The organism is Acaryochloris sp. CCMEE 5410, from assembly GCF_000238775.2.
GTDB lineage: Bacteria > Cyanobacteriota > Cyanobacteriia > Thermosynechococcales > Thermosynechococcaceae > Acaryochloris.
The window spans coordinates 664877-685215 of the sequence record NZ_AFEJ02000001.1; the positions used below are offsets into that span (position 1 = coordinate 664877).

General features: G+C 42.5%; 15 protein-coding genes and 1 pseudogene. 13 read left to right on the forward strand and 3 right to left on the reverse strand.

What is annotated here, in order from left to right:
* The first annotated feature begins 39 nt into the window (after nucleotides 1-39).
* The 12 genes from ON05_RS02910 to ON05_RS02965 all read left to right on the forward strand — a co-directional run bounded on the left by ON05_RS02910 (nucleotide 40) and on the right by ON05_RS02965 (nucleotide 13062).
* The gene (locus tag ON05_RS02910) at nucleotides 40-1233 is read left to right on the forward strand and encodes a hypothetical protein (RefSeq protein ID WP_029315291.1); all 1194 of its coding nucleotides are present in this window, start codon (nucleotides 40-42) and stop codon (nucleotides 1231-1233) included.
* A gap of 40 nt (nucleotides 1234-1273) precedes the next feature.
* Nucleotides 1274-1999, forward strand: coding sequence for a sulfotransferase family protein (locus tag ON05_RS02915; RefSeq protein WP_010475244.1), 726 nt, complete (start codon nucleotides 1274-1276; stop codon nucleotides 1997-1999).
* A gap of 53 nt (nucleotides 2000-2052) precedes the next feature.
* Complete coding sequence (locus ON05_RS02920) at nucleotides 2053-3180, forward strand: glycosyltransferase (RefSeq protein ID WP_010475245.1); 1128 nt, start codon at nucleotides 2053-2055, stop codon at nucleotides 3178-3180.
* 48 nt (nucleotides 3181-3228) lie between these two features.
* The gene (locus tag ON05_RS02925) at nucleotides 3229-4185 is read left to right on the forward strand and encodes a glycosyltransferase (protein ID WP_175307233.1); all 957 of its coding nucleotides are present in this window, start codon (nucleotides 3229-3231) and stop codon (nucleotides 4183-4185) included.
* 7 nt (nucleotides 4186-4192) lie between these two features.
* Nucleotides 4193-5284, forward strand: coding sequence for a glycosyltransferase (locus tag ON05_RS02930; protein WP_010475247.1), 1092 nt, complete (start codon nucleotides 4193-4195; stop codon nucleotides 5282-5284).
* Nucleotides 5285-5347: 63 nt separating this feature from the next.
* Nucleotides 5348-6340, forward strand: a complete 993-nt coding sequence (locus ON05_RS02935; RefSeq protein ID WP_010475248.1) for a hypothetical protein — start codon at nucleotides 5348-5350, stop codon at nucleotides 6338-6340.
* Between the two features lie 168 nt (nucleotides 6341-6508).
* Nucleotides 6509-7456, forward strand: a complete 948-nt coding sequence (locus ON05_RS02940) for a sulfotransferase (RefSeq protein WP_010475249.1) — start codon at nucleotides 6509-6511, stop codon at nucleotides 7454-7456.
* Nucleotides 7457-7461: 5 nt separating this feature from the next.
* On the forward strand, nucleotides 7462-8424 hold the full coding sequence (locus tag ON05_RS02945) for a sulfotransferase (protein ID WP_010475250.1): 963 nt from the start codon (nucleotides 7462-7464) through the stop codon (nucleotides 8422-8424).
* The gene (locus ON05_RS02950) at nucleotides 8421-9710 is read left to right on the forward strand and encodes a glycosyltransferase (protein ID WP_010475252.1); all 1290 of its coding nucleotides are present in this window, start codon (nucleotides 8421-8423) and stop codon (nucleotides 9708-9710) included. Before ON05_RS02945 ends, ON05_RS02950 begins: the two co-directional genes overlap by 4 nt.
* A 22-nt stretch (nucleotides 9711-9732) precedes the next feature.
* The gene (locus tag ON05_RS02955; RefSeq protein ID WP_010475254.1) at nucleotides 9733-10911 is read left to right on the forward strand and encodes a glycosyltransferase family 4 protein; all 1179 of its coding nucleotides are present in this window, start codon (nucleotides 9733-9735) and stop codon (nucleotides 10909-10911) included.
* A gap of 44 nt (nucleotides 10912-10955) precedes the next feature.
* Nucleotides 10956-11873 carry a glycosyltransferase family 2 protein gene (locus ON05_RS02960; protein ID WP_010475257.1) on the forward strand — a complete coding sequence of 306 codons (918 nt, stop codon included), beginning with the start codon at nucleotides 10956-10958 and terminating at the stop codon, nucleotides 11871-11873.
* 58 nt (nucleotides 11874-11931) lie between these two features.
* A complete protein-coding gene (locus ON05_RS02965) occupies nucleotides 11932-13062 on the forward strand; it encodes a hypothetical protein (protein ID WP_010475259.1) in 1131 nt (376 codons plus the stop codon).
* Nucleotides 13063-13066: 4 nt separating this feature from the next.
* On the opposite strand, the gene ON05_RS02970 is transcribed toward ON05_RS02965, so the two are convergent.
* The 3 genes from ON05_RS02970 to ON05_RS02980 all read right to left on the reverse strand — a co-directional run bounded on the left by ON05_RS02970 (nucleotide 13067) and on the right by ON05_RS02980 (nucleotide 19126).
* The gene (locus ON05_RS02970) at nucleotides 13067-16321 is read right to left on the reverse strand and encodes a calcium-binding protein (RefSeq protein WP_010475262.1); all 3255 of its coding nucleotides are present in this window, start codon (nucleotides 16319-16321) and stop codon (nucleotides 13067-13069) included.
* A 682-nt stretch (nucleotides 16322-17003) separates the two neighbouring features.
* The gene (locus ON05_RS02975; protein WP_010475264.1) at nucleotides 17004-18308 is read right to left on the reverse strand and encodes a GDSL-type esterase/lipase family protein; all 1305 of its coding nucleotides are present in this window, start codon (nucleotides 18306-18308) and stop codon (nucleotides 17004-17006) included.
* Between the two features lie 191 nt (nucleotides 18309-18499).
* Nucleotides 18500-19126, reverse strand: coding sequence for a hypothetical protein (locus ON05_RS02980; RefSeq protein WP_010475265.1), 627 nt, complete (start codon nucleotides 19124-19126; stop codon nucleotides 18500-18502).
* A 698-nt stretch (nucleotides 19127-19824) separates the two neighbouring features.
* On the opposite strand from ON05_RS02980, the pseudogene ON05_RS02985 reads away from it, so the two are divergent.
* Nucleotides 19825-20250, forward strand: a pseudogene (locus ON05_RS02985) (IS1 family transposase); the annotation flags it as partial.
* Between the last annotated feature and the right edge of the window lie 89 nt (nucleotides 20251-20339).

Here is a 20339-nt window from a genome sequence, read left to right on the forward strand (position 1 = left end):
AAAATCTTAAGCTACAAGAATTTGAAAATAATATTTTATATGAAAGAATGTGACACAAAAAACCAGGATGTCCAACACTTAGATACTCATAAAGTCGCTTCATATTTCTGTAGCCTTTGGGATAGTAGAACAGGTGGTTTCCGATTTACACCTGATCAGCCAGTAACATTAATGGCAACATCTTATGCCATCCTTGGTTTAGAGATTACTAAAAGTTTGGAGAGGTTGAGTTGGTCCCAAAAAGAGGCAGTCATCGACTATTTGAAAGAAAACGTCAAACAGGATGGTTCTTTTGTTGATCCTCTGTTCAATCTCAAAGACTCATTAAGTGAATATCATGATTTAAACTATTTTCAAGAAGAAACTACAACCCTTTGTCAGCAAGCCCTTGATGCGTTGTCAGCTAAACCTCCTCCTCCTCGCAATTGGGAGTCTGATCACCGTGTCAAGAGAGGTATAAGCCACTATTTTGAGGAACTCGATTGGCATGATGCATGGATGGATTCAAACCCCGTTATGTTTGTTCTCAGTCAACTTTGCCATGATGCTGAACGTCATCAACAACCAGAGTTGTTGAACTATGTTGATAATGCTTTGGATTGGCTTGATAATCACCAAAGTCCGAACACAGGTTTATGGAGAGGGCCGCATGAAGTTTCGTTAGTCAATGCAATGGCTGCAACATTTCATTTCACATTTTTCTACCTCTATCGTGGTCGACCCATCAAATATTTGGAGAAAATAATTGATTCATGCCTTAGTTTACAGCGACCCCATGGATTATTCAGTGGAGGAAGTGTGGTTGGTCAAACTTGTTTAGACTTTGATGCGATTGATCTATTAGCTAAAGCGTCGACTATGACTGATTATCGTGAAAAAGATGTTAAGCATTCAATGAATCTTGCGTACAAGTCTCTCTTACGGCTACATAACAGTTTAGATGGTGGTTTTGCAGACAGTAAAGAGAAACTACAACACCGACAAAGTTATAAATACAAGCTGATAAAAAAATTAGGCGCATCGCGATGGATATCTCCCACTATAAGAGTACCTGTAAAAGGAACTTATCATGTCTGCTGGAAATTACTTTCTTGTAATAAGTCAGACAGCAATGCTTTTTCGACATGGCTACGTTTTATGAGCCTAAATTTGATAAATCATAAAAATACGACAGAGTATCCCAAAAAAAGTTTTGTTTTTAGGCGGCTACCATTTCTCGGATATCATATATAACGCCAATTTACGATAATCAATCCTGGGTAAGGTAAAAGCAATGAACTCTCTGATCCAAAATCTCTCATTACTAAGTCAATCAAAGAAAAATATTACAAATAAAAATACTGGAGAAAAAATCATTGATATAGCTCCCTTAAAAGCACTCTATATCCCAATACCTAAAGTTGCTTGTTCTAGCATCAAGAGAGCAATAGCAAATTTTCTAGAAATCGAGATACCTAACAATGGGATGAACATTCATAAAGCACATTTTTCATTTGTAAACAAAGAAAAACTTGATCAGTATGAAAGCTATTGGAAGTTTTGCTTTGTCAGAAACCCCTGGGATAGATTAGTGTCTTGCTATTCAGAGAAGATAAAATCTGACAAAAACTTTTTTGGCGAAACAGGTAGTTTTGTGAACGGTGTTCATAAAGGGTTTTTAAAATATAAAATCTTTGAAGCAAATATGCCCTTTAGCGAATTCCTGAAGGCGGTTGCAAGCATACCTGATCAGGAGGCGGAGCAACATTTTCGTTCTCAATATACATTTTTAACTGATAGCTCTGAGAATATTATTGCTGACTTTATAGGGAGATTTGAGAGATTAGAAAAGGATTTTATTTATATCCTTGATACTTTGAATGCTTCTTCGGCGTTAGAGCTACCTCAGTCAAATAAAACATATCACAAGCATTATAGAAAATATTATACAGATGAATCGCTCGCCTTATTTCAGGCAAGATACTCAAAAGATATATCGTTATTTGGTTATGAATTCTAAATCAATAAGAGAATGCTGGCTATGCTTGATTTTATGAACTATGTTTCGAACTTATGAGTGAACGAACCCCTAAAATTAGTGTTTTGATGTCAGCTTACAATGGCTCTCCTAAGTATTTGCGGGAATCCGTTGATAGTATATTAAGTCAAAGTTTCACCGACTTTGAATTTATTATCATTGATGATTGCTCATCGGACGATAGCTGGTCTATCTTATGTGACTATGCAACTCGCGATTGCAGAATTCGATTGCTCCGTAATCCACAAAATATGGGCCTCACAAAATCTTTAAATAAAGGTTTAAATCTTGCTCAAGGTCAGTATATTGCTCGTCAAGATGCTGATGATATTTCAATGCTAAACCGTTTTGAGAAACAATTCACCTGGCTAACTCAACATACCGAGACAACCTTAGTCTCTTCTGAAATTCAAAGAATTAAACCCGATGGCACCTTTGGTAATGTAAGCAACAGAGCCTGTTTGTCCGAATTGTTACCCTGGAATTTGCTTTTTCACAATCATCTAGGTGGCCATAGTCAAGTAATGTTTAGGCGTCAGCCTGTACTTGACCTGGGTGGTTACAACGAAGCTTATCGGTATAGCCAAGATTATGAACTTTGGTGTCGATTAGCTAAAACTGGTGAGATTGTCATACTGCCAGAAGTCTTACTCCATCAGCGATTTCACAGTACTAGCATTTCTAGTATTAAACGAGCTGAGCAGAATAAGTTGGTATTTAGCCAGGTAACACGAAATATCGAGCAGTTGACTGGGAAAGTACTTTTACAAAAAGAAGCTGAAAATCTGCATCGTCTGTGGTCGACTAATCAAAAGACCCAGATCAATCGATTCCCTCCAACTGAAATGGCTAAGCTTCTTAATCAACAACTCAGTTTTATCTATCTCGCCTATGTGACTAATCAGGCTGACTCCATTAGGCAGCCTCTGCGTACTTTGATCGGACAAAAATTTTTAGATTGGGCCAATAGGCTAAGTTTACGCAAACAGCTATTAGTCAAATTCAAAATTTATGGGTTTGCGCTTTTCTGGTCTCCCAACTTAGTGGTTACACAATGGATAGAAAAGCTTAGAAATAAGGCAGAACTACTGACAAATCGGATACCAATTTACACTATTCGAAATAATATTGCGGAGATTTGTAAGAGTGCAAAAGTTCTCTAATGTATGACTTCAGAAAGATTAAACAACTTATTACCTGAGATGCCCCCAATGGTTAGTTCTACCCCTGTCATTTCTGTAATCATGCCTGTTTATAACTCTATAAAATATCTAGATAAAGCGGTCAACAGTATCCTATCCCAGAGCTTCAGGGACTTTGAGTTTTTAATTTTTGATGATGGATCTACTGATGGTTCCTTGAAGAAACTACAGCAATATGCAAACCAAGATAAGAGAATTCAATTGTTTACCCAGGAGCATAGGGGTTTAACGATATTACTTAACGAAGGGCTGAAAAAGGCCACAGGCAAGTATATTGCCCGAATGGATTCAGACGATATTGCCTTGTTAAATCGATTTGAAACCCAACTCACTTTTTTAGCTGAGAATCCAGAGTGTGTGGCAGTAGGTTCAGAAATCCTGAGAATTGATCCAGAGGGTTTACCCATCGGTATTAAAGGACAACCAACCAAGCATGAAGAAATCCTCCAAGCTTTATTGAATGGTAGAGGAGGAATAATTAACCACCCTAGTGCGATGTTCCCTCGTTCTGCGCTTGAAGCAATTGGTGGATACCGTTGCGACTTAGAACCGGCAGAAGACTTTGACTTATTTGTTCGTCTTTCTGAGATTGGAACACTGGCGAATCTTCCTCAAGTGTTGATTAAGTATCGCCTGCATTCTCAGAGAACAACTTCTCTTAGGAGAAAAATTCAGCTGGAAAAGGTTCGTGAGATTGTGTGTCAAGCGTGGTGTAAACGGGGAATGGGTGAACCTCCCAGAGATTTACTAAAAAGCCAGCCGGTTTTATCTCCCAGGGAAAGTAGAAAACAATGGGCTCAAACAGCCATATCTCAAGGATATTTTATTACTGGTTTAAAGCATTTCATTATTCTCTTAATCAATAGGCCTTATTCCCTAACCACTTGGAAGATGGTGTTAAGGAGCTTAAAAAGCTCAATTAAGCAAAGAAACTTAGTCAATTTTGTTAATTCTGCTTCGAGGTAAATATGAGATGAACCTAGGCGTCAGTATTATTATTTGCTGTTTTAACAGTGCTCAGGAGCTGCCCCAGACACTTCAGAAGCTAGCATTGCAGCAATTCTCCTCAGTTGTGCCCTGGGAAGTGATAGTTATTGATAATGCTTCAACGGATGCAACAGCAGAAGTTGCCCAATCCCTCTGGCCGAAATCTACTTCAGCACCGTTAAGGATTATCTATGAGCCAAATTTAGGTCTAATCAATGCCAGATATAGAGCGTTAGCAGAAGCTAAATATGAAATTCTTAGTTTTGTCGATGACGATAACTGGGTTTGTTCAAATTGGGTACAGACCGTTTCAGAGGTAATGTCTCAACATCCTGAGATTGGTGCCTGTGGTAGCCATAATATTCCGGTATTTGATGGAGAAAAACCTTGGTGGTTTGACCTAAGTTCGAGGAGTTATGCAGTGGGCAAACAAGGACCTGAACAAGGAGGCGATATTACTGAGTCAAGAGGGAGGTTAATTGGAGCAGGACTAACGATTCGAAAGTGCGCATGGCAACAACTTGTTGATAAAGGATTCAACTCTTTACTAGTTGGTTGCCAGGGAAAAGCTTTGAATCGAGGAGAAGATACAGAACTAACATTTGCACTTACGCTAGCTGGTTGGCGGTTATGGTATGAGCCCCGACTAACTCTTCAGCATCACCTACAAGCAGAACGTCTGCAGTGGTCATACTTACGCCGTTTGCGTAGAAATGGAGGAAAAGCAACTATTGGCTTTGATCCTTACCGATTTGCGTTTGAAGAACGGGGGAGTGAACATCATATTTCTTTCTGGTGGAATGTCACTCAGAAATCTGAACACAAGGTTGAGCGGCAAATCTGGTATTTTCAGGCCGTTTCAGTCCTGAAAGAGTTACTTCGGACACCAATAAAATTGTTTACCTCTTTTTTATGTCCAATGGAAGGAAACTTAGATGCCTTAAAAATTGAGACAAAGATTGGCCGATTAATAGAGCTATTAAATAGTCGAACGGCATACGATATGAATATTCAATCTGTCAAAAATGCTTCATGGAGGAGGAAGCAGCCGGAGCAACATATGCTATTAAAGCAATGATTTCATGCAGTAAAAAAATGTCTTGCAATAAATAGTTGATCTAACTTTTTTAAGTAAGAAAAGATGAATTTATCAGATTTTTTAATAAAAAATACAATAATTAGAAAAGATAAAGGAGCATTTGTTTTTGTAATTCCAGTTCGAAATCCTCGGGATCAAAAGGTTGTCGATTACAGCTGTATTGAAGCAGTATTACATGAGACAGTAAAATCACTTGTTCAACAAACTTATCTTCACACCCATATTGTTATTGTCTGCCATAAGATCCCTCCATGGTCGAAGTCAATAGGAAGTAAAGTGACTTTTTTAAACGTCTCAAATATCCCAACATTTCCTCCAGATGAAAATCCTGTGAGAGTAGATAAGGGATTGAAATATATTATTGGTATTTTGTATGCAAAACATAATCTAAATCCATTTTTGATTATGCCAATCGATGCAGATGACTATGTAAATATAAGGCTTGCTAGAAAGTTGGTGAATAAAGGTCAATTCAATAAAAATTTAGATGGATATATTCTAAAAAAGGGATTACATGTAAACCTCGAAATTGCCCCTGACTACTCAGTTGATTATGAAGCGGCTTATGTGGTTAGAGAATTTGATCGAACCTGTGGATCCTGTAGAGTTTTTAAGACAGATGCTCTAATCAAATCAATAGAAACAATTGATAGTGACATAGCTAGTAAATTTAGCTGTTGGCCATTGCGATCGCAAAACGCATCTGTAACAGTTCCTGCAGAGCCGGTAGTGTGGCTTAGTAATATTTCTCAACCCCATTATTTAAGTGAAAATAACATTGTCAATATTTTAGGTCGGCATATCAATCAAAGCGCTTACTTTAAATTGGTACCTCTTAACTTCATAGGTGCAGCCAAAGGATGTGGTCACGGTAATCATGATGGTCCCAAGCAAGGTAAGATTCATATGGATAAAAGTATTGGCACTATTTCTGTTCAAAAATTTTGTAGTGACTTTGGAATACTCAATCAAAAGGATAGTCAACCAGTCCACAAAAAAGTAAATTTGAGATTTTTCACTAATGGATTCCCATAGTTATAGCTTTGTGTATACAAACTAGTTTAATTTTTAACCTCAGAGCATGAGAGTATTTCCGGCTTTTTCTAGTCTACATTTTATTTTTGCAGATTATATATTCTTTCGGAATCATAAAAAGTTTCAGAAAATTCACCTATTGAAAATTTGGTGAGTAGAGCAGTAGTTATGAATGAAAATATCTTAAGTTCTCAAAGAAACACAACTGTCAAACCGATCCAATGGTCTAACGTCTTGAGCTGGGCGACTGAAACTGCGAAACAAGATCGGCACTCGTATAAAGCTCACCCAAGATCCCTCTCTATCCAACGATTAAAGGCGATGTGGACGCCTAACTTGCACCAACCCCTATTTATTATTGGTTCTCCTCGTTCAGGCACAACGTTTTTGGGAGCTTGTATTGCTGAACTACCAGAGATTTCATATCATTTCGAGCCGGTAGCATCCAAAGCTGCAGCTCGGTATGTCCATGCCGGAGAGTGGGAATTAAGCAAAGCTAAGAGCTTTTATCGAGCGGTGTATGCCTGGTTGATGCGACTTCATTTTGATGCAGATTTACGTTTCGCGGAGAAAACCCCCCGCAATTGCTTTCTAATCAACTTCTTATATCAGATTTTCCCTGATGCTCAATTTATCCATATTATTCGAGATGGGAGAGATGCGGCCCTCTCCCATAGTCAGAAACCCTGGTTACAGGCCGCTTCTGCCCAGTCCGGCAAGAGAGAGTCAAGCGGCTATCGCCACGGACCCTATGCCCGTTTCTGGGTTGAACCTGAAAGAAAAGATGAATTTGAATCTACCAGTGACATACACCGCTGCATTTGGGCCTGGAGACGCCATACTGAAAGCATTTTGGCACAAGCCCAGCACTTACCCAAAAGTCAATATTATGAACTTCGTTATGAAGCTTTCGTCACTCGTCCCCATGAAGAGGCTGATCGTTTGCTGAACTATCTGAATATTGTTCAGCTTAGCTCCCGAGAACGTCTACAAAAGGCTTTTGCTCGTGTTAATTCTCAGTCAGTGGGGAGATGGAAAGATGCATTGACTCCCGAACAGGTTAAACAGATAGAACAGGAGGCAGGTCAAATGCTTCAAACATTGGGGTATCTGTAGGGATCATGAAAGACATACAAAAAGTATCTGAAACCATTCAGGATCCAATTTTCTTAGTGGGCTGTCCCCGATCAGGTACAACCCTCCTTCAGCAAATGTTGGATGCCCATCCCGATGTTGCGATCGCACCCGAAACATTTTTTATCCGAAACTTTTGGCTGCAGCAAGAAAAATACGGCGACTTAGCAGAAGACCATCATTACCATCAGCTCGTAGAAGACATTGTTTCGTTGCCAGAATTTCAGGAAATGGCATTAGATCCAGAGGTATACCGAGCAGCTGCCTGGTATTCTTCGCGAAGTTACCCTTTGCTTTTACGCCTCCTCTTGGAGCAATTTGCCCAGAAAAGGGACGTAACTATCGTTGGGGAAAAGACCCCCAACCATTTGCTGTATATATCCATACTCCAGCAATTTTTCCCTAGTGCCCGCTTTGTCCATATTGTTCGGGACCCCCGAGCTGTTGTTGCATCCTGGCAAACTGTTCCATGGACAACAGGAACCCTAGCAGGTGATGCAGCAGTATGGCGACGTTATATGTCAGCGGCAAGAGAATACCCGGCTGCGTTAAAGCCCTCATTATATTCACTGCATTACGAAGCCCTCATTGAGAATCCGGAAACTACCTTAAAAGCCCTTTGTCAATTTCTCCAGATTCAGTTCGAACCTGCCATGCTGGCATTTCACCTACGACCGACTCATACGGTTAATGCGAAGCGTGAACCTTGGAAAATCAATGCGAAAAAGCAACTCTGCCAAACCTCCTTGAGACGCTGGCAATCTACATTATCCAACTCGATGATTGCTGAAATTGAGGCGGTGGTTTGGCCAGAAATGATGCATTTTGGTTATAGCCCGATCACAAACCGTGTAGTCCTCGCCACTACAAAAGTTTCTCAGATCGTGCAAAGTAAGTTTCAAAGGGCGATATCACGCTTAAAATCTCCAACCCTTGGGCTATTGAGATGAAACTTGGATATTTGCATATTGGTTCTCCGGAACATGGGGTATGTCGCTATGGACGTTTACTAGCGGCAGAGGCGCGTAGATGGCCGACTCTTTCTGTTATAGAAGCTGAAATAGAGCTAACGTTAGACCCTCAGCAAAACCGAGCAGCAATTATCAAAGCTGCAAGTCGTCTCTTATCAGTGGATATTGTTCATCTGCAGTACAGCATAAAAAACAACAAAGGCTTGTGGGGACGAGGTTGGAGCCAGCTGACTCATCTTCGACTTTTTAGACAGTACTGTACTCAACCCCTCGTCGTCACGCTTCATGATGTGTATGACATCCCCCCTAGCCCAAGCAAAATGCTTGCTTATGTCTCCCGTGTTCTGCGCCGGTGCTCACCCAAGCTTATGGCTAAGAGCACTCCCCATCAATCTCACCCTCAGGCAAAGGGACTTTCCTTCGGGAGTTTGATTGACTTCATTCGACAATACCGCTGGCTTGTACAGGGAGAGATACTTAGAATCCCCGATGACATCTCTTTGTATTGGCTATTGCGCCAGGTCAGATTAGTCTTTGTCTCCTCTGAGGAAGAGAGAAGGCGATTGAGCCACGATGAGATAGGTTCAATTACAGTGATTCCCCACTTTGTTGAACAACGATCGCCGACTCATTCCAAGACAGAAACTCAGCAGGCATTAAACCTACATGGCTTTCAGGTGATTACCCTTCTCGGGTTTATTCATGAACGTAAAGGGCATCAGTTATTGGTTAAAGCACTTTCCCATCTCCCAGAACAAGTCATCGTGGTTTTTGCTGGAGGCGCGAGTCCTGGTAATGAACATTTTGTCCAAAACCTCCTAGCCCTAGCAGAAGCAGATGGCGTTGCCCATCGCTTACGCATCACAGGTTTTTTATCTGAAGTTAATTTAGAACGCTATCTGGTGGCTACAGATTTAGCTGTTTGCCCCTTTCAATCCTTTGCTGCTTCCGGATCACTCTCAACTTGGATCTCTGTTGCTCGACCGCTATTAGCGTTTGATCTTCCACAAATTGCGGAATATAACCGAATTGCACCAGACGCGTTTAAAACATTTCAACCCTACACCCCAGAAGCGTTAGCTAGCGAGATTAAGCACTTATTATCCACAGGGATAACAGCAACAGATGTAGCTGTCGATCGCCTCAGGCAAAGACTGTTATTGCCAGTCACGTTTAATCAACATTTCGTTCATTATCAACAAGCTGTAGCTGCCCCTAACAAGACGATGATTCGTCCTGCCCAGGGCATTACAGCTAGTTATTAAGTTTGGAAGAGACAAATCATACATGCATTTCCCTACATCTATAGAGAACGAATCGAAGCAGTGTCAGGTTGCCAATGGAGCCATTGGCGAGAGATCTGATCTGAAAATGACTATTTACTTTGCCCCCCAGTATCTATCCATTAATCCCTATCAAAAACAGTTGGCTAGCTCCCTAGAAGATCTGGGGGCTCGAGTTGAGGGGGTAAATGGGATGACGGTATTTTTGCCCAAGGCAATCAAATCTAAGAACCTTAACGTTGTCCATTTGCATTGGTTACATCAATACTATCGAGCCCCAGAGTTCAAGAAATTTCCTATCTTCAAGGTTTTAAGATTCCCGTTTGCAGTATTGACCCTTATAAAATTTCTGTCAGGCTTAATTTTTTTGAAGGCTGTGGGCATCAAAATTGTCTGGACTGCCCATAATCTTAAGAGCCATGAGGCTTTATTTCCTCTTCTAGACTACGTTTGCAGACTGATTGTTGTGTATTTATCGGATGCTGTAATTGCTCACGGCCCTGCTGCTAAGGCTGCGATTGCCAGACGATATCAACTCAAGAAATTAGAGAAAATACGAATAGTCCCCCATGGAAATTACATTCAGTCCTACGACAACTCAGTCGCTCAGCCTGAAGCCCGTCAAGTTTTAGGCATCGAAAATACAAGCCTTGTCTTTCTCTTTTTGGGCTTAGTCAGACCCTACAAAGGAGTAGGGGAATTAATTGAAGTTTTTAATCAGATAGAGCACCCTGATAAAACCCTCATCATTGCTGGAAAAACCTTAAACGATTCTTTCTCTCAAGAGATCAAAGCCAAAGCAGAAACCCAAACTAACATCAAGTTTATTCCTGGCTTTGTCCCAGATGAGGAAATTCAAACGTATATGAATGCCAGTGATGCGGTCGTTTTTCCTTATCGTGATGTCTTAACATCAGGGGCAATGATCTTGGCGATGTCTTTTGGTAAGCCTTGTATTGCTCCAAGCATTGGTTGTGTCCAAGAGATCTTAGATCCTGCTGGCGCTTTCTTATACGATCCTGGTCAAACGAATGGTTTGTTGAAGGCAATGGAGCAAACCACTTGCAAAAAAAACGACTTGCGATCTATGGGAGCGCATAATCGCTGCTTGGCAAAACACTGGGACTGGACGGCTATTGCGCAACAAACCCTGGAAATATATTTACAGATATCAGGTGCTTAAAAGGCTACAGGCTGAATATTTGATGTTTATGAATATGCATCGCCATGTCTAACACTGTTACCCGTCCAGCTATCAATATCGCAACACCAGAAACCCTTCCATTTGTTTCAGTCATTATCCCTGTGTTCAATGATTCAGAGCGGCTGTTTCACTGTTTGCAAGCATTAGAAAATCAGACTTATTCTGGCAATACCTATGAAGTAATCGTGGTTGACAATGCTTCCGATGATGAAGTCAGTGGAGTGGTAGACCCGTTTCCCCATGCTTCAATGATCTTGGAGCCCCAGCGGGGATCCTATGCCGCCCGCAATACGGGGATTGCGATCGCAAAAGGAAACATCCTAGCATTCACAGATGCAGACTGTATCCCTGCCCCTGACTGGATTGAAAAAGGGGTTCAGAGCTTACACAATACTCCCAACTGTGGTCTAGTGGCTGGCAGAATTGAATTCAGCTATCAAAATCCACAACAGCCAAACGCCATTGAACTCTGTGATAGCGTGCTGTATTTACAGCAAGATTTGTATTTAAAGCATGCCAAGTTTGGTGCTACTGCCAATGTTTTTACTTATAAAGCCGTTTTTGACAACGTCGGTTTGTTTGATCAAACCCTGAAATCGGGTGGGGACTATGAATGGGGACAACGGGTTTTTAAGGCAGGGTATCCCCAAGTTTATTCAGCAGAGGCTTATGTCCATCACCCAGCTCGACATTCCTTTGCACAGCTTTACAAGAAAATCCTCCGAACAACCCGAGGTCCCTATGACTTGAGCCAGTCTAGTACCTACACCTTAAAAAAATTCATCAAAGATATTGCCAGAGATGTCTTCCCCCCTTTCAAGACCTTTGCTCGGGCGCGGGTAGATACCGTCCACCAGAAACTGCAGTTATGGTTTGTTTTGACCTTTATCAAGCATTTAACGGCGTTAGAAAGGGTGAAGGCACAACTCAAATTTGGCTAGTGGTTTCTGAGAAAGGTGCCAGTCCGGGTGAACAAAAACGTGAAGCTACAGATAGCCCATGTTGAATAGAAATCGCTATAAACGGTATTTCATTTTATTGTGCATTCTGATAGGCATATTCGGACTCTTAGCCTGTCAGCAGGTTAGCAACGGCTCTTCTTCGACGCCCGAGCCACGCATCTTGTCTTATCCAGTGGACTATAGCCACAATGCCCCCACCTCTCGAAATAAATTCCTCTGGCCGTTTTCCGCCGACTCCATCTGGAATATGCCCATTGGCTCCAATGCTCAATATCAGCCTGCCCACATTAAATCAGCTCCCCGATTGCGATCTGATGAAGAGTATTTCTTTGAATTAAAGGGCGATGATCCTCGCCAACCGGTCTATGCACCTGGTTCTTGGAAAAAGCGCTGTCAAGGCAAAAAGAAGTCCATGAAGATTTCCCTGCCTGTGCCGGATGATCTGATCGTTCCCGATGCAGGGAAAGGAAAGACCCCCAATAATGCCTCTGCATTTCTAATGCCAGACGGCAGGACATTGGTTCAGCTGGAACCTTTAGCACGTTGTGAGCCCGGAGGTCCCATCTACGGCTGGCGATATTTTCCCAATGTCGATATCTACGATGCCGGTATTGGCGGTGCTCACTTTGGCTCAGGATTGTCTTCTATCGGTGGCTCCATCCGAGAAGGGGAATTGGTGGGGGACAGCCCTATTCGGCATGTGTTAAAGATTAACTTGTGGGGTAAAAAATATCTTTATTATTCTAAGGGCATTCCTGGATATCGTTGGCCAGCAGATCGCGCGGATAAGTATGCAGCTCAGCAATATGGTGGTAAGAATCCCGAGCTGGTTCAAGGTTCACTATTGGCCATTCCCCCTGATATCACCGCGTCCAGCCTAGGACTCAAAACACAACCTGCTATAAAGCTATTCCATGCATTGCAAGATTATGGCGCTTACGTGGTGGATGATACGGCCTGGAATGCCCATGCCATCCCCTTGGAGCATAGTGTCCTAAAAGAGTTTCGACAGACCTATGGCTATGGGTTTAATCGCTCAGACGGTCCTTTTTTCGAGGATGTGATGAAGCTGTTTACCAGACTTTCAGTCGTATCTAACAATACCCCTGAGTCAGTGGGCGGAGGGGGCGACCCTAGAGCACCCTGGGCACCGCCCATTCGCGATTAACGGCTCAATCAACGTATTTAACAAACGACCTGTCTAGGTTAAATGAATTTGCACCCTTGATGATCGCGACGATTTCATCCGCTTGATTGGTGATGCCATCACCATTGGTATCCAAGTATATTTCTGCCCCTTGATTACTGATACCTACAACATACTGTTGGGCAGATCCTAGAAGGACAAGGGTGTCTTTATCTTTGCTGAAATCATTAATAAGGGCAAATTCACCTGTCTTCAAAGGGGTACTGCGATTACTTTGGAGAAACTCAACCCGACCTACAACATCAAATGTATCGGCACCTGCCCCTCCAGTCAGGCTGTCATTCCCAGAACTGCTGACCAAGATATCGCCCTGTTGCCCACCGATTAACTGATCATGGCCCTCACCACCATTTAAATGGACCGTGCCTTGAAATTGGGATGCATCTAGTTTGTTATTGCTATCCCCACCACTGAGAATGACGTGCTCTATACTGTCGAGGGTATCGGTCCAGGTGCCAATCAGTTTGTTCTTAGTCAGCTCAAAGTCAATATCATCAGACTCGATCACAGTGTCAAATCCAGCTCCACCCATAAAGCGATCTTTACCAGTTCCCCCCGTCAGATGATCGTCTCCATCTCCTCCTTCCAGGGTGTCACCATAGGCTCCTCCATCTAAATAGTCATTCCCATCTCCCCCTAGCAAATGATCAGAGCTGTTATCACCAATGAGGTGATCATTGCCCTTACCCCCATCGAGGGTATCTCTACCCGACCCACCGGTGATGAAATCATGTCCACCACGACCTAGGATCAGATCGTTTCCTGCTTTGCCATCCATTCGGTTGGCTTGGTCATCTCCCTCTAGGTTGTTCGAGTCGGCGTTACCGATAAAAGCTGGCGGAGGAGCAACGTCATAATCTGGGGCTAGGGGAGCACGGGGTGTTCCACCCCCGCCAATATTATCTAGGGCATTGTTATCGACGACATGAAGAGCCGAAAATAACTGCATATAGTCTTCATAAAAAGGACCGCTGTTGTCCGTAAAACTAAAGCCATAGTAGTTAGAGAATTCTTGGGTGACCCCTTTCTCAACCGCAATAGCATGGGCATCCCATCCAGTATCATCAGCAAGATAGGCCCCGTAGTTCTGAAGGGCATAGAAAAGTTTTTTACCAACTTCTGTCTGTATCCCTAATTTATCCGGTGTCATATCCGGTGGGATAGCCAGCAAGCTGCCGTTGAGCAGTTCAGGTACCGAACCCGCGTAGGTTCCTGGGCTAGCATGGGTATCCGCTTTGACCGCGGGCCACCGATATCCCAATCCCCCGCCTGGACCTTTCGTATAGGAAAAATACTTTTGAGTCCAAAGATTCACTTTCAGGGCATGGCGGATGGGATCAGAGCCAATCAATTCGCCCTTTCGAATGGTGCCGCCGATGGAGGATAACCCAGACCCCGCATGGGCTCCCTCTATACCTGTTCCATAAATATCCTCATACCGAGCAACATTCAGGGTAAAGGGTAATCGTTGGCCATAGACGAAATCGTTGTTGCGATCGCGGGTCAATGCATTTACCTGAACCAAGGTCCGACCATCAGGCATCAAGAAAGCCGCTGAATTATTGGGTGTCTGGCTATTGGTCGAATCCGCGATCCGTAAATCATTCGGTAGGGGCAGGGAAATTCCTTGATAGGCACTGCCCGTCGTTCGACCAGGTCCCCAGGTCCCATGTTTATAAAGTGGTTGTAGCGGATCATCACCCTTGAGGATATAAAAATGATCGACATCCACTGTTGCATTTTTAGCCCATTCAATCTTGGCATCGACATATTCAGCGTTAGATCCAATGGGGGTATTCCAGATCGAGTTGGCAGCAAAAGGCCGCTGGGTTACATCCCGTGTCGCCACAGTTCCTCCAGTATCGGTTGTAGAGTTCGTAGTTTTAGAACCTTGAAGTAACCCACTGCCCTGAATGGCTAAAAAACTAACAACTTCGCTCGTATGGGAAGTCTCCGCATCCGCAGTGGTGTCTTCTTCTACCTTGACTTCTACAGAAGTATTGTGAAGATTACGATAACGAACCCCAGCCGAATCGGATCCGTCATAAGAAGCAAGAGACGCTAAAAAATTGGGGGTGGATGTAAAGCCGGACAGATCAATGGAAGCCCAATCATGGGTCACCGTATCTCCGGTTTGCCCAACTTGATAAGCTAGCCCTCCCCAAGTTCCCGATCCAGGCTCAATGGCTAACCACCCTACCGACTCTGATACACGACCCGAGTATTTTTTCTTCTCCTCCTCTTCCATGCCGACCTGAAAGCCAATAGCTGATGTCTTTTGTTGTCGTGTACGGACAAAATCCGAACCGTCAGCGGTTTGAACCTGGCTAAAAACGATGGGAGAATCTGAAAATTTTTGGCTAAAATCAACGGTTTCAAATCCGCTGGTGACCAGACGATTGGTTTCCAAAGTACCAACTTCTAACTGGGTTCCATCTTCTAGAACCCAGGAACCAGCCTCCAAGACGATGAAACTAATGTTTTCGGGTACATGTTGACCATCATGATTACTGGGCTCCTGGATATAGAGTTCAAACCGATTACTTTGAATGTTGTCAATGCGAACCGTTGCCGGTTGTCCTCCATTAAAACTCAGGGTTTGGGCAAAGATAACGGGATTAACATAGTTATGCTGAAGTTCAATCGTCTGTTTGAGATGGGTCAGTCCTGAAATTTGCCCAACTTCACCAATTGTGGCCATCGATGTGGCTGGCATCGACGCTGGAAGCTGGGATGCAAATGTAGGCGTCCCAGAAGCACTCTGCGTCGACAAGGGAGCTTGTTCAAACACCCTCACATTTCGAAAAAAGCTATTGGCATTGGGTTGAGGGGTATCTTGATCGTTACCAAAGGTTAAATAGGTGAACTGCCCCGTAAAAAATTCTCCGACTGGAATACGATATGAGAGCCAATCTCCAGTAGCCGGATAATCATTGAACTGAGATATTCCCCAAGGTTGGCTACCATAGAGTTGAAAACTTTGGTTTGAACTCAGAACATTGTCGTTATCAAAACCAATACTGTGAATCTCTCCTTGGATATTGCTTTTGAAGTCGAATTCTAGAACTGTATTTTTAGTAATCTGATAAGGTAGTTTGACTTTTCTCCAGCCATTGCCAGACAACTGTAATATATTGCCATTCGACAGTGTGGAAAAGCTTAGGCCCTGACCTTGAGAGCTACCATAAGATTCAATCAGATAATTATCAAAATTCAGCATTTTATTTTTTATTCCCAATAAGTGATCTATTTTTAACCAGCAAATATTCCATCCTTTTTTCAGAAAAAGGATGCCTTTCTAATTAGTAGAAAACAACTTTATATATCAGTGGAAATTTTTAATTCAACCCACTAAATTTGTTTTTATTTAGTGGTGACCAAGTGAAATTAGAGTAGTGACACCACAGGTCATAGACGACCACAACCTAAATGGTTTTGGATTCGTAATAGCTACTCAGCCTGATTTCTGTGATAGTAGTAGCAAAGATATTTGTTGTAGAGATACTATCTTGTATGACCTAACGCTCTCGACATCGGGCATGAGTCCAGTCGGCTACATTTTATTGATGCTGATCTGACTAAGATTATTGACATTTCGAATTCCCCCAACATTTATCACTCGCACTCACAAATATTCTCAGCTAATAAACACTCTCTTCTTATAACTTGCTAGAGAGCATTATAGAATCCGTTTAGAGCTTGCAAATATTTTGCACCCTTTGAACTAAAACAACACAATTTTTATCCAATAAAAATTTATTGCATTTAGTAAATAGATTCTGATATTTTAGCTTTAGAACAATCGCTAATTCTTATTTATATGATTCCCAGCCTAATTGCCGTACTGACAGAGATATCTGAAATGTCAGCATTTGATAAAAATCTAATAAAGAGATATAAAATCAATCATTCAACATCTCACTTAATGTTTTTTTCATTGATGTAGCCCAAATTTGATAGCCTTGCCTGGATAAATGCAAATAGTCTGGCATAACGTCTTTAGAAATTGAACCATCAGGTTCCAGGAAGTTTGAACCCATATCTAAAAATCGGATAGCCGAGCCATTATCAAGCTGTTTAATTTTGCTATTAATGGCCTGAATTTTTTCTCTTTTTGGAGATTTTAATTGCTTACCTGTCGGTAAAATGCCAAGCAGCAGAATTTTCGTTGTCGGGCTTTTAGTGTGGATAGCAGCAACAATCTTCTCAATTCCTGCAGCAATCTGTTCTGAACCATAACCATCTTGCCAGAGATTATTGACACCAATATTGAGAACAACCAACTGGGGCTGGATCTGATCAAATAAGCCATGGTCTATTCGCCAGAGAACTTGTTGGGTACGATCGCCACCAATACCAAAATTGACCGCATCAAGTTTGCCATAGTGTTTCTGCCAGAGCTTTTTATGTTTTAGCCATCCCCGAGTAATCGAATCACCCAGAAAGACAACATTGATTTCGCGTTTCTGTGTTTGTTGAAGATGTTGTTGGTGAAGCTTTTGCCAGGCTTGGGGAAACTTTGGGTAGTGACCCGGCGTCGGAACCGTAGGATTTGGCTGTTTCTTAGCAACAGTGGAATCTTGCTGGTTTGGAGCAGACGATTTTTCAAGCTTCCCGGCAATATTTTTCACATTAGTGCCAGTCAACTTAACTTCATCCAACCAAGCTTCTCCTTGGCCCTCTAATAGGAGCACAATGCCAAACTTATGGGTCTTGGGCGGTAAGGTCACCTCCTGAGAGAAGGAACTCCAGTCTTGGGTATTGTGGAGATACTGGACTTGCCGGAATTGGAGGGGACGCGATTTTTTAGAAAAGGACTGAATCGCAACATTGACCTTGACCCTTCCAGTTGATTTGGCAAAACCACTGATAGTGAAAGATTGATTGGGTGAACCTTGGATGAGTTGAAAGGCTTGTCCTTTTGCCGGGCCAGAAGTACTGGCTACTTTTAAGGCCGCAGGCCCCTGTTTAAAGATTTGAGTATCCCGTGTAACAGATATCTTGCCTTTGCCCACCCACTGCTGATGCCAATAGTTTGGGACAGTCGTTCCCTGGGTCATGGCACCATTCCGTAGTGTGATGGATTGCCTGTCCTTATTTTTTTGAGAGGGAGACTTTTGTGCCTGAGAAGATTGCAGCGATATGCAGCCTGCTAGGGAAATAAATGCAAGGATCAGCGTGGCTCCGATTGCTCTTTGTCGATCCATGATGGGCTGCCCATTGTTTTGCTGTTAGATTTTCACATCTCTGAGGGTTGAATTGGCGTAACCCAGATTACTCAAGCATCCGTAAGCTAGGTTAGGCTCGGTAGTGGGAATGCGATCGCAACTCCAAAAAACAGCGCACACAATTCTCGTAGTTCAGGCAATGAACTTGCCCTGGATACAATGCAATTATTCTAAACGTGCTTATTATTCAGGTCCTGCATTTTTTTCGTTAAAGTCCACCTAAATAAGAGACCTGCTTTCGTATTCGGGATGTGGGCAGCGAGGGCTGCAATGAGTTGCTCAGAACTCAGTTCAGCCGAATTATTTAATGTTTGTTCCGTAATATAGTCGGCCATGGGGCCAATATGGATCGCTAGCTCTGCTTTACACTGTTTGATCAACACATCATCAATTCCAGCACCACCTAATTTTGGAGTTTTGATTCTTCCTATATCTCGATCTGATTGAGAAAACTGTTTATTTGGGAAAGTGGGCTTTGTAAAAGCGGGTGGCCATTGATAGGTTGTAGGTCTCACTTGTTGTGGATTTACCGTGAATTTCAAAGACTTGCTCGATTGGGCTTGAGTCTCTTGATTGGGACGAAAACGACGCCAAGCCATAAAGTACAAGGGAAATTCAATCAGTATGTATTGTCGTCCCTGAGAAAGTGACTCTTCACAAAACTCAATTGCTATTTGACGCAATGATTGGGCAAATGCAGGGCCAGGTCTAAACCATCTCCCTCGAATCATCAGTGAAGCAGATTGATCCGTCAATATGCCCCGCGCCATTAAATTCGCTGACTGGATAATATACATCTTATCCCCCCTGAATTATCCCTAGCCCTACAAATACGGGGTCTGTAGTTCTTTTGACAATTTAGCCCTTAGCGCTCATTGAATAAAAAAACCTAAGAACCTTATCTTAAGCATCCCATAATTTCCCAATAGATATTGAGAATTTACTAATCTTGAGTTCAAGTGAAGCTGTCTTAAAAAGCCTTCTTCAAGAGATTTTAAAGACAGGGAGGTATTGAGCTATATCAATATAAGCAGCAAGGGCGAGATTCCTAACTAGTTGCTAGACCTAGTAATCAGAATGAAGCTTAAACTATTAAATGGTCTATTCGAGAGAAAAATAGATCAATAATTTCCCATTCTCTAAACCGTAAAAATATTGTGGTGGACTGTTTTTAAACTGGGATAATCTTTAGCTATCTTCTAACTAGATATCACGAAAAGCTAAGACAAAAAAACAGGGTTTCAATCTTATCTTTAGATATAGATCTTTAAACTTATACTAAAAAAACGATGTTGATGCTATCGAAAAGACGAGTGTTACTGCTGATACCGTGAGAAGATCTGTGGCAAAGAAAATACTAGAGCCCCAAACACAGCGCTTAGGCACTGGCCTGTTACCAGGATCTAGCTATAATACCTTCGACGCAACTTAATGTAGAACAATGGTATACGCATACTGTCAGAGTCAGAAGAACCATAAGTGAGGCTTTGATAGCCTGCAAGATGGGACATGAGTCCAACGAAATCAGTGTAAGGATTGCAATCGGCGTTTCAATGAACGCACAGGTACCCCAATGGCTCGCACCGAAGGAGTGGGAATTCGTGCTGCAGGTCGTACTTTTGGTAAATCTCATACCACCACTATGCGTTGGGGAAAACGCCTAGCAGACTAGACACAGAACGGGGCACCACCAGCACCAGCAGGCTCTGATGTGACGGTAGAAGGAGATGAAGCATACACTCATGTAGACAAAAATCTTCCCCCCAGCCAGTCCCAGAGTTGGACCATCCATTTCCTTGAACGCGAGAGCAGTTATTGGTTGACAGCCCAGGCTGACTTCAAGGATCAGCATCTCTTTGCGAATGGTGTTCAATCAGCTTGGGAGTGGGTGAAAGCCCATGATGGGATTCGATGGTTTACTGTTCGTGTAGCGTGCCGAAGGCTTAGGAGAAAGACGCTATGGAAATGATACGCACTATTAATAGGCAAGTGCTGAGAAGAGCCAAAATT